This window comes from Rubripirellula tenax (assembly GCF_007860125.1).
Lineage (GTDB): Bacteria > Planctomycetota > Planctomycetia > Pirellulales > Pirellulaceae > Rubripirellula > Rubripirellula tenax.
In genome coordinates this window covers 294092-305980 of sequence record NZ_SJPW01000004.1, presented here as the reverse complement: position 1 = coordinate 305980, position 11889 = coordinate 294092, and the positions used below count along the sequence as shown (strand labels likewise).

7 protein-coding genes are annotated in these 11889 nt (G+C 57.0%); 5 read left to right on the top strand and 2 right to left on the bottom strand.

Annotated features, from left to right (window positions below; all coding sequences use genetic code 11):
• Positions 1-18 precede the first annotated feature (18 nt).
• From Poly51_RS15675 to Poly51_RS15665, 3 genes are all read left to right on the top strand, one after another.
• The gene (locus tag Poly51_RS15675; RefSeq protein ID WP_146458740.1) at positions 19-1389 is read left to right on the top strand and encodes a DUF1552 domain-containing protein; all 1371 of its coding nucleotides are present in this window, start codon (positions 19-21) and stop codon (positions 1387-1389) included.
• A gap of 62 nt (positions 1390-1451) precedes the next feature.
• Positions 1452-2975 carry a GntP family permease gene (locus tag Poly51_RS15670; protein ID WP_246114540.1) on the top strand — a complete coding sequence of 508 codons (1524 nt, stop codon included), beginning with the start codon at positions 1452-1454 and terminating at the stop codon, positions 2973-2975.
• Between the two features lie 12 nt (positions 2976-2987).
• Positions 2988-4139 (top strand): mandelate racemase/muconate lactonizing enzyme family protein, encoded by a 1152-nt coding sequence (locus tag Poly51_RS15665; RefSeq protein WP_146458739.1) that lies wholly within the window; start codon positions 2988-2990, stop codon positions 4137-4139.
• 166 nt (positions 4140-4305) lie between these two features.
• Here Poly51_RS15665 and Poly51_RS15660 read toward each other — a convergent pair whose 3' ends face one another.
• On the bottom strand, positions 4306-9360 hold the full coding sequence (locus Poly51_RS15660) for an MG2 domain-containing protein (RefSeq protein WP_146458738.1): 5055 nt from the start codon (positions 9358-9360) through the stop codon (positions 4306-4308).
• Positions 9357-9896, bottom strand: a complete 540-nt coding sequence (locus tag Poly51_RS15655; RefSeq protein ID WP_146458737.1) for an RNA polymerase sigma factor — start codon at positions 9894-9896, stop codon at positions 9357-9359. The genes Poly51_RS15660 and Poly51_RS15655 overlap by 4 nt, the downstream gene beginning before the upstream one ends.
• Positions 9897-10121: 225 nt before the next feature.
• On the opposite strand from Poly51_RS15655, the gene Poly51_RS15650 reads away from it, so the two are divergent.
• Together Poly51_RS15650 and Poly51_RS15645 are read left to right on the top strand one after the other, a co-directional pair.
• Positions 10122-10433, top strand: a complete 312-nt coding sequence (locus Poly51_RS15650; RefSeq protein WP_246114539.1) for a hypothetical protein — start codon at positions 10122-10124, stop codon at positions 10431-10433.
• 332 nt (positions 10434-10765) lie between these two features.
• Complete coding sequence (locus Poly51_RS15645; protein ID WP_146458736.1) at positions 10766-11887, top strand: FG-GAP repeat domain-containing protein; 1122 nt, start codon at positions 10766-10768, stop codon at positions 11885-11887.
• Positions 11888-11889: the final 2 nt, after the last annotated feature.

Genomic DNA, 11889 nt, shown 5'->3' with positions numbered 1-11889 from the left:
CGCTCTAAGGCTACTCTTATGAAACCCCCAATCCATCGCCGCCGTTTTCTCAACAAGCTCTCGTTAGGTGCGTCCGCGCCGCTGTTGGGGCCGATGCTTGCGAGAATCGCGTCTGCCGCCGAAGGAGAGTTGCCGCCGCAGAGATTTCTGTTCGTTGTCGAAGGCAACAGTTTGCCACCGAAACAGGTACACCCCGAAGGGATTCCGTTCGTTGAAAGGGAAGACCGCAAGACATTCTCCGATACGGCGCTGGGCGACTTGAAGCTGCCAACGAGTTTGGCCCCGATCGACGCGTACCGGGATCGGCTCTCGATCATCCAGGGACTTTCGGGCCGCATGTGTACCGGGGGCCATTCGTCCAACCACGGCACGCTGGGTGCTTACCACGCCAACCTTGGACGGAACGTGCGCGGCGCAACCATCGACGGATTGCTCGGGCAGATATATCCGGGCATCTTTCCCAACGTCGTCTTGGGGATTTCCAGTCGCCAAGACCTCTCGGTGGATTTCAATATTTCCGCGTCGGCTCCCGGCAAAAGCTTGGCAACGATCTGTGATCCCAGGATCGCGTTCAGCAGACTCTTCGGCAGCGCGGCGGAGGGCGCAGCTCGCCGCGAATTCGTTGCTCGACAACACCTACTCGACCACATGGGCGGCGATATCAAACGGGCTCGCGCCGAATTAAACGGTGTCGAGAAAGACAAGATCGACACTTATTTGGAATCGTTCGAAACACTGCGGACCCGATCAGGGCGACTGGTCGAAGTGCGAGACAAATTGAAGGTTCCCGTTGCCAGCGACAAGTTTTCGTCGAGGGAAGCCACCGACAAACTGGACGCTCATATCGAGATCGCAACGGCTTCACTGATCGGAGGTCTTACCAACTGCGTGACGATTGCGTCGGGGGTTGGCTTCCCAAATATGAACGTGACCTTCAGCGGGCTGGGAATCAATCGCCATAAACACATCATCGGCCACGCGCTTTACAATCTGGGTGACAAATCCGCATGGGAGGAGTCCGAGAAAATCCGAGCATTCCATTTCGAGTTGATCGCTCGTACGATGGCAGCACTCGATGGCGTGCCCGAAGGCGATGGAACCATGCTCGACCGTACCACGATCGTCTACCTAAGCGACGGAGCCGAAACGCATCACAGCCGTTGCTATGAATGGCCAATGGTCGTGATTAGCGGTTCCCGCGGCGGATTGAAAGGCGGCGGGCGTTATCTTCAGTATCCCGACTACGGCCTTGACGGTCACCGCACCATGAATTGTCTTTTCAACACACTGCTGCATTCCGCTGGAACGCCGCGCGACGACTTCGGAAGCATTGATCCGAACATCGATGAAGCGATGCACCGAGGTCCGCTGCAGGAATTGCTTTCGTGAGAGCATGCGTCATTCGGAGTGAGAAACAGAATAGTATCGTTGGGGTGATCCGGCTTTGCTTCATGCTGGTGCTTTTGAGCTCGACCGTTTGTCATCCGGCATATGGCCAGAGACCCGATCAGGCTGATTTGGCGGTCGTAGCCGAAGGAGTTCGCCAACCGGTTACGACATCCGAACAGCCCGCCGTCGTTGCGACAGATGCAGGTCGCACAAGCATCCGTGTACTCGCACTTGTCGGCGTTCTGGCGTCGCTGCTTGTCGCGATCGCCCGTTTCAACGTCCACCCCTTTCTTGCGCTGCTGATCAGCGGCTTGTTGCTCGGTCCGGTATCCGGACTTGACCCCGTGGCGACGGTGGAAGCTTTTTTGGACGGGTTTGCCGGACTGATGAAGTCGATCGGCGTGGTGATTGTGCTGGGTGCGTTGATCGGTGGTTTGCTGAGCCAGTCGGGTGGCACGATGACGATTGCCCGCACGCTGATGAAAGTGGTGGGACCGAGACGACTGCCGTTGGCGATGGGGATCACCGGTTATGTCGTGTCGATTCCGGCGTTTGTCGATATCGCTTACATCATGCTTCGACCGATTGTCGAAGTGCTGGCTGTGAAGAGCAAGCGTAACGTCCTTGTCGTCGGCCTCTCGTTGACCGCTGGTTTGACTGCCAGCCATGCTTTGTTGCCGCCAACCCCTGGCCCGCTGGCGACAGCGGGACTGCTTGGCGCCGACCTCGGCCGCGTGATTTCGATCAACGTGTTTGTCGCCGCGTTCGCCGTCCTGGGCGGACTTCTGTGGGCAACGCTTTTTTGCGGCCGCGTTCGACTTCCCTATGACGACGTGTTGCGCGAGAAGTTTGCGTCGGAACATGATGGCGAACAAGCGGCCGACAGTTCCGACAAAGAAAACGCTTCGTTCTTGTTGAGCATCGCCCCGATACTGCTGCCGTTGGTTCTGATCGCGTTGGGAGCGTTCCTGATCCCGAAACAAGTCGTTGAGGGAACGGTGATCTCGCAGGACGTGACTGGCTTGCTGGGCGTGTTTCAATTTCTGAGCATCCCTGCCATCGCACTTTTGTGCGGAGCCTTTGCTGGAACCTTTTTGCTCAAACGTGGCACCCGGCTCGCCAAGCTCAGTGGGCTGGTTGAGACTTCAATCGAACATTCGGCCGTTGTGTTGATGATCACGGCGGCAGGCGGTGGTTTAGGGGCGGTGATCAAGGCGACCGGAGTTGGCGACGACATTGCCGCTGTGTTCCAACTGGTTCAATTGCCGGCGATTCTGTTTCCCTTTTTGTTGGCGGCAACATTGACGACCGCGACGGGTTCGCTGACGGTATCGATGGTAACCAGTTCGTCGATCGTCGTATCGATGCTTCCGTCCTTGGGGATTTCACCAGAACTTGCGGTTGCGTTGATCGGTGCCGGCAGCCTCTGCATCATTCACGCAAACTCCAGTTTTTTCTGGTTGCTCAGTCGGCTGCACGATGTCCCACCGAGTACTTTGTATCGGACCTATTCGGTGCAATCAGTTTGCATGAGCCTGGGCGGATTGGTGGCAGTGCTTTTGTTGCGATTTTGCGGACTCGAATAGCTAGCTTGAAGAATGATCGAATGCATCAGAACCTATCGCCTACGGCACAAGCTGGAGGAGTCCTTTGGCTTTTCCCAGTGGCACTACGATGTCCGCAATCAACTGTTGGTTGAAGTCGTTGATGGCGACGGCGTCAGCGGATGGGGAGAGTGTTACGGCCCCTCCGAAGTCACCCAGACTGCAATCGACTCCGTCTACGCGCCACTGTTAATTGGCTGGGATCCACTGAAGAACGAAGCAGCCTGGCAGCATTGTTGGCGCGCGACGCTCGACTTCGCCCGCAAGGGGGTCATGATGGGAGCGATGTCGGGTCTGGACATGGCGCTGCTTGACTTGAAAGGAAAACGATTGAATGTGTCCGCGTCTGAACTAATGGGCGGCCGCGTTCGCGACACCGTTCAGTGCTATGCCACGGGAATGTATTTCCGCCAGGAACCCGAACCGCAATTGCTTGACCGAATCATTGCCGAAGCTGGAAGCTACATCGATCAAGGATTTTCCGCGTTGAAAATCAAAGTCGGCAAGAATCCGGCTTTCGACAAACAACAAATTCGGGCAATGCGTAAAGCGTATCCCGAGGTCCGTCTGATGGCCGACTCGAACCACGCCTACGATCTACACCAGGCGATCGAAATCGGTCGCGTGCTCGATGAACACAACTTCGAATGGTTTGAGGAACCGCTATCACCGGAGCATGCCGGGCTGCATCGCCAGCTAGCCGACAAGTTGGACATCGCGATCGCAACTGGCGAATGTGAACAAACTCGCTGGGGTTTTCAGGATCTGTTGGAAAAAGGCGGTGTTGCGATCGCTCAGCCTGACTTGGCCTACTGCGGCGGACCGACGGAAGCACTGAAGATCCGCGCGATTGCTTCTTCGCACGGGATCAATGTCGTACCGCATTGCTGGGGGACGCAACTGAACTTAGCCGCTGCTGCGCATTTCGTTGCAACGACATACGTCGAACCTGGTCGCGCAGAAATCTCCCAACCGCTGTTGGAGTCCGACAGAGCCTGCAACCCAATGCGCGATGAGATGTTCGTTACATCCGTGTCGATTTCTGGCGGATTCGCTACCGTGCCGACCAGCCCTGGACTCGGCGTCGAACCCGATCGACAGGCGATGAAACGGTTCTGTGTTCAGCAAACTGAGAAGCGATCCTGACACTTGCTCCATCATCGATTGCTGATCGTCTATCACGGCAAGTTCAGGTAGGGTGCGTGCTTGTCACGCACCATCCAAACACCGCCCGCGAACAAGTGTGGGTGGTGCGTGACAAGCACGCACCCTACTTGGCTACTTGGCTCGTTTCCGCGATAGCTTTTGTTCGTCAGTCGTTGCTGGCACGTCTGATTGCGATCGTCAGTGGTTCCGTCCATCGTTTTTCCTCGGCGGTGTAGTACAGATACGCCCGTGATGCGGGGCCGGTGTACTTGCCAGGGATTGTGGCTGTGACGTCGAGCGAGATGGACTTGTTGAAACTCGGTGGAATCGTTCGCCAGTACAGAACTACGTCGCGACCTCGTAGTTCGTAATAGTCGAACTCACCTTTCGTTTTCAATTCATCCAGTTTCTCAGTTCGCGGCTCGACTCCGCCGGGCAGCCCGATGATCGCGACGGCCATCCCCTGTCCGACCTTTATCGTGTTTTTGATTTCCGCGATGACTTGCATGGTCGATCCAACCGGGACAGTCCCGTCCGCTGCGAGATCAGCACTAAACTTGGTCGTCAGATCAAGCGGGCAATCGTCGCTACTGACCGGGGTTTGCGAATGGTACATGGCCTCGACGCAGTACGACACGTTGTTGGCATCGATCGCAATCAATTCCAGTTCAACGTTCTTCAAGTCGCTCATTTGCGAGGCAATCTTCTCACCCAGACCCGTCATTTCGACTGCAACTCCGTCACCAACCGGAAGCTTTGCTTCGGCTAACAACGTGCCCGCGAGTCTGACTTGCAACTTACCTTCGGTTGCTTGGCTCGGTGTTTTACCGGCGATCGATAACAGTGCCTTGAGCGCCAAGACGGTTGCTTGTGTAGAACCGAAGCCGCCAGCACCGACGCGGTGGGTGGTGATCCAGTTGGCGGCGGCCTGGGCTTGGGGTGTGTAGTTGGCGCTCTTTGCCCACGCGATGATCGCAAGCGCCGTTGTTTCCATCGTGCGCGATAGACCTCCGCTGGAAACGACGGTCGAATGGCCCTGCAAACTGCCGTCGGCGTTTTGCAACTCAACAAGGCGACTGAGCAATGGCTCGCCGAGATCGGTACGTCGAACGTTCATCAGAGTCGCGGCCGACAGAGCGACCAGATACGGGTCTCGTGAGGCATCGGCGACCTTGTGCAATTGATCGAGTTCCTTTTGCAGTTCACTTGCCGCGCGCGACGGCTGGCCCGCCGCGACGTCGGCCTCGGTGAGCGCCCACAAGACATACGCGTTGACGATTTCCTGCTGGACCGACCACACATGCAAGTGACGTGGGTTTCGGGCAAAGCTGCCGTTGCCATCGCGACGACTCAGCAGCCAACCTCGAGTCCGATCGATCATCGCTTCGTCGACCGTCATCACCTTGGACATGTCGGTGAACTGCATCAAGCCGAATGCCGACAGAGCTTCGTGACCGGGGTCGCTGCCGAACCATTCATAGCCGCGTTTTTCACATTCATAACTCGTCAGTTTGGTGTAGCCTCGGTTGAGCATCGCCAACGCCCGCTCGGCAACTTCCGGGTTCGCGGATTGGCTTTCTTGCAAATACCGAAGCGCCATAGCATTGGGATAATTCGTGGCCGAAGCTTGTTCGAAACAACCATGGGGTTCCCGCAAAATACTCTCGATACCCGACATCACGTCGGCGACGGGCGACGGGTACGCTCGCACCGTTACGGCAAGCGATCCGTCGACGATATCAACAGGCATGTTGAGCTTCGCGGTTGCCTTGCCCGACAAACGGCCAGCAACCGATTGGCTGCCGGGGTAACCGGACGGGACAACTCGCAAGGTCCGGCGAATCGAATCTGACAACGATTCGCTGATGCCCCGGATCGTGATGCTTGCCGCTGTGTTCTCGGCAATGTTTCCAGCGCTGGGACGTACCTCAAGCGATACGGTCTCACGCGTTCGCTGACCGGCATCAAGTTCCAATTTGCGATTGGCATCACCCTGCACCACGAGCGAACCGTCGGTCGCGATTGAGTAGTCGATGTTGAGCTGACCATTCGACGAGTTTGCAAACGCAATTGGCATGTCGATACGGTCGCCTGTTGTGACTTCGAGAGGCAACTGGGGTTCGATTTGGAACGGCAGTCGTGTGGCAATCTTTCCTGCGAAAGATCCGATGCTACCGCTGTCGGAATGGGCGTCCACGGCGACACGGAACGTGGTCACCGAATCCGACAGGTCAAATCGTATCGAAGCACGACCGCTTGAATCCGTGATCAACAGCGGTTGCCAATACAAAGTTTCGGCAAAGTCCTCGCGAACATCCGAAGGACTCGTCGAATGCACGTGGGCGTATTGGCGAACCGGGAACCGCAACTCGTCAAGCAATTGATCGGCAAGCGATTGAGCATCGAGACCACGCGACACGAGAAGTTGGTTCAATTGCTCGGGTGACAACGCATGGGTCGGCTGTGAATCGTCCGAGCCCGGTTGACCGAATCTGGCCTTTCGCAACTCCGCGAACGCTTCCGACTGCGGACCGAAGCCACGAAGCACCAAGTCAATCCTCTCCGCGATCCCGTTCTCGGCGGGCGCGGGTTGCCCCGACGGATCAGCGCGGAAAGCCTTGGCCTTTCGAGCGCTTGCTTGGTCCATCGCCTGTTCAAAACCTGCGATTTCCGAAGCTGGTATTACACGATTGGATTCACTACCGCCACAGCCACCAACAACCAGTGACGTTGCCACGACAAGCATGCTCGCGACGAAACCAGACACTCGCTGCCTTCGCATCCGAATGACCAGAGAGACACCCCACAGGACCACCACGCCAGCGAGCAACAAGCGAGTCTGCAAGACAATCGTCTGCCACGCGGAAGTCATTGCTTCGTGGTACTCGCCCCATTCGTAAGCCGCGGTCGATTCGTTTCCGATGGTTTGTTGATCACCACCGCCAGCACTTCCATCGAGTTCCAGCAAACGAACAAGCTGTTCTCGGAAATCCACGTTCGGTTGATTTGTCGAACCGCTCACAAAACGTCTCCAGCCTTGGGTTCCTAGCAACAGGTCCAGCGACTCGGCGGCTTCGGGGCCATCGCTGAGATAAAAGTTCGCGTGCTCGAGATCTTCCGGTTGTTTTACTTCGCTGGTCAGCAAGAAATGCGTTGTGATCATTGGCCGCTCGACTTTATCGAGACTCAGTGCCGCTTCATCGACGACCGCAATGCCCAGTACTGCCGGCGTCGGTTCGCCGGCCTCATTGCGGACTTGCAAGTTCATTCGCATCGGTTCGCCGGGCGATCGATCGAGCGCCGCTTCGGGATCTTCGAACTCAACGGTAAGGTGAGTCTTTTGACGGCGATACACGAGCCTTTCGACGAGTGGCTTCGCAGGCAATGTCGCCGCATCAAGCACTGTGACGCGAATCACACCACCGGCGTCGTTGGTCACTTCCATCGTCAACGGATTGTCACCTGATCGAAGTGATACCGATTGTTCGCCCACTCGTTTTCCGCGACACACTGATCGCACGATTACGTTTCGATCCAGGGAACTACGAATCGTCATCTCGATCGGCGAATCTGCTTCGTAGACTCCGAACCCTGTATCGATCACGGGCAAGTCTTTCACAACGGTCGGTAACATCGGCGCGTCCGTGACATCGACCGGTGACGTCACCTTCAAAGCGTAACGCTCACCGAATTGAGGCGTGAACTCAAACCGCCCCATGCCATCTCGCGTTGTCGCCAAACTGGAAACGAACTCGCCCGAACGAGATTGCACTTCACCGACCAATTGAATCGGCTTGCCAAGCGTATCGCGAGCGGTGAAGTACACGCGATTGGGGACACCCGAAACCAGGTAACCGCCCTCGGGATAGAATTCGACCGCGACACGACCGAGTTGAATCGGAATCGTCTCGGTCGTCGTTTCCTGGGTTCCACCATCGTCGAGCACTACGGAAAGTTGTCCGGCACCTTTTTTGATATGAGTCGGCAAATGGAACGCGATCGCAAACGTACACGAATCCGTCATCGTTGCTGATTGGACATGCGCGATCGTGTCGTCGACCTTCGCGGAGATTCGGAGTTTGGCGTTGGTTAGCGGACCACCTTCGGCTCGCTCGGCGGCGAAGTCGGCTTCGACCGTATCACCGGGGCCGTAGCTGCGATGACGAAACTCAATTTTTGTCTTGAATCGCGGCACACGGTAGGCGCGGATGTCGAAGTCGCGACGTTCTTCGGGGAAGAATCCGTCAAGGCTTTTGGCGACTAACGTGTAAGGACCACCTGGTGCCGTCGAAGGGATCGCGAAGGCACCGTTGCCCACCCCGCGATCGCTCACGCCTTCGCTGAATAGTCCCGGCACCACACTGCCGCTGGGGTCGATCAGTTCGTAACGGATCGGCACCTCCACGAGTGGACGCAGTGATGTGCGTTCAAGCGTCAGCGATCGAAAGTAAATGGTTTCGCCAGGCCGATATACCGGGCGGTCGACCGTCAGGTAGGTCAGACACCTCGTCGGCTCCAGCGGTACTCTCAGCGATGAGGACCTGAGTGAGCCCGACGTTGCCTTGGCCGTGACTTCCAGATTCGCATCATGGGGAATCACGAGTTCGGATGGCAACACAATTTTTCCAGTCCCCGAGCTGTCCGTTTCGGTGGACCCGCGAAACAGCACTTGGCTTTTTGCGAGCACGGAGAATGACAGGATCGCCGGAGTCACCGAAAAGCGGCCGCTGCGAAGTGACGCCGCGTCCATTCGCGACGTCACGAAGCGAAACTCGTTTCCTTTGTCGGTGGTTTTTCGAGGCATCACTTCCGCTTCGATGCGCACGACGCTGGCCGGTGCTTTCGGAAACCTATCAAACTGACGCCAACCAATTACCAAGAACCCGAGGCAAGCCGCAGTGGCGGCGACAACGGTGGGTACGATCCAAACGGGTCGGCGAGCCTGTTGCTCACGTGCTGGTTCGACACGCGGCTTGACCTCAACAGCCATGATTGGCGGAAGCGAGATTGGCGTAGCAGTGGTTCGATCATCCGCCGGCAACTTCGCTGCCGTTGCCATCGTCTCGGCCAGCGCGAGCGTTTCGGCCCACATCGCAGCCACTTCGGCATCCGTCTGGATAGCCGAGCGCAGTTTCGCCGCCTCGGGTTCGTCGAGCAGATCGTAATGCAATTCGAGCAGCGATTGTCGCAGTTCGTTGGTGTTGTGGTCGGTTGGGTTCATGATTGGTCTCCGACTGCTAGGCGAAGCTGGGCAATAGCGGCACGCATTCGAGTTTTCACGGTGCCGATGGGCAGCGACATCGCCTCGGCGATCTGGTCGTAAGTCAAGTCGCCGTTTTGGCGAAGCAGAAAGACTTCGCGCTCTTCGTCGCGGAGCTTCGATAGCTCGCAGCGAAGGGTTTGCAGTTGCTCGTCGCGGACCAGCCGCGCGGCGGGCGATTGAGCCGTCGATACCATCAGAGCCTCCTCCGCGATCGGTTGCCGCCGTCGGTTCCAGGCGGCTTTGCGAAAATCGCGTCCGGTGTTAAGTGCGATGCGAAAGACCCACGCCCGCAAGTTCTGGACGTCGTCGATTTGCTCGCGATGTTTCCAGCACTTCAGGAACGTTTCCTGCAGCGCATCGTGAGCATCGTCGAGATTTCCGATGCAATAAAACAACGTCCCGATCAGTTCGGAATGTACGTCAGCGAACATCGTCTCCAGTTTTTCGCGGAGTCGCTGCTGCTCGACATCGAAGGTTTCGGGCGTCGTTTCCATGGGTCTACAAGATAAGACGACGACGCGGAGGGAACAGATTTCAAAAAGTTCGAATCCGTGGAAATTCGTCGCCGGCGGACGTGCCGTCGCGATTCCCGTTGATACGGTGCACGGGATTTACCGTCGGCGCCGAGATCGCATTGCGCACTGCTAAGACACTTCCGGCCTCGGAATATCTGGGCGTCATCCTGTTGGACTTGAACCTTCCCAGGGTCAGCGGGCTCGATGCGATTGCCGAATTGCTGCCCGGGATGGGTCAAGCCCGATAAAGTTGGCACACGAGGCTTCTACTCGCCGCCGTCGCACCACGGGTTTGATGAGTACTTCGCGAGGACCAGTGCCGTACCGACTTGGAACCCGACCGTCACGCCGGATGGCAGGGACAGTTGGGGTGCTGGCCCGGGGGAGCCATGGAAAGGCGGATTCCCTTCTATTCACAATGGTGTCGAAGCCAAAGAGGATTTTGATGGCGATGACAGTCGCGTGATCATGGATCGCGTGATTCCGTTTGTGGAAGCCAATGCATCCAAGCCGTAATGGGCAACGGTTTGATTTCACACGCCCTATGACCCGGAGGTTGCAAGCGAGAAATAACAAAAGATTATCCAAAGGCGGGCAGCAAGCGGAAGAATTATGGCGGCCGCATCAGGGCGATGGACGAGCAAGTCGGACGCTTGCGTGCAAACAAGGGCGAAATTTCATCGAGATCCAAGCCCTTGTTTTTCGGCGACCGAAGATTGCACCAACAATTGATGGAACTTGATGCGAGCTGCCAACAAAGTCGTGATGGAGCGGACTATCGTTATGAGTGCTCCGCGAGCTAGCCGTCTGGTGAATCGCTGATTCTCTTTCCCATTGAAGGGCAACCAATGCCGAACCGATTCTTTCGCGTGATTCTTTCTGCCGCGTTGGCTTGGGGTGGGAGTTGCGTTGCCGATGATCGCGTCTTCGTTACCAGCGACCGACTTTCGTTGGGGACGGAATCGAACCGGTCGGCTTCGGTACGAAGCGCGGACTTGGATGGAGATGGAGACTTGGACTTGATCGTTGCCAACGGCCGCCATTGGCCCGAGCCCAGTTTTCTATTCATCAATCAAGGCCGAAGTCGATTCAATGTCATGCGTGCCTTGGGCGTGGACCGCTCGACGACTTACGCGTGCGAACCGGCGGACTTCGACGGAGACGGAGACATCGACATCGCGGTCGGCAATGACAAGGCGCCGTGCCAAATCATGTTGAACGATGGGAGTGGCTTGTTTTCGGTGGGTGCCGAATTTGGCGAGGTCTCGAGTGTCCGCAGCCTCGCCGTGGCGGATATGGATTCGGATGGGGACATCGATGTTTTGGTCACGTGTCGTGGACAGCCCAATCGCATTGAATTCAACGATGGGTCGGCAAGATTTCCGAAAAGCCTGGCGTTCGGTACCGCCAATGATTCGACGATCGACGTTGCCGTCGCGGACCTCAACGGTGACGGCGCGGCCGACTTGGTGCTGGCCAATCGCGATGGACAACCCAACACGATTTTGATTGCCGATCGCGAAGGCGGTTTCTTACCACCGGCGACCTTCGGCTCGAAACGTGTTTCCAGCAGGTGCGTCGCGACGGCCGATTTCAATGCGGACGGCCACGTGGATTGGGTGATCGGCAACCTGGACTCGGCCAATGAATTGTTCTTTGGCGATGGCAAGGGCGGCGTCTTGCTGCGTCGCTTTCTCGACGGCGGAATTCAGCAAACGTACTGTGTTGATATCGCTGATTTTGACCGGGACGGACTGTCGGATATCGTGTTCGGTAACGTCGGCCAACCCAACACGGTACATTTCAATCGAGACAAGGCAGCGGCATTTGACGCGATCTCGTTTGGCGGCGCGAATGCGGCCACCTATGGCCTGTGCACGGGCGACTTCAACGGCGACGGTTTTCCAGATATCGCCGTGGCGAACTCGAGCGATTTGAACCAAGTGTTTCTGAATCAAGCGAAGAAATAGTC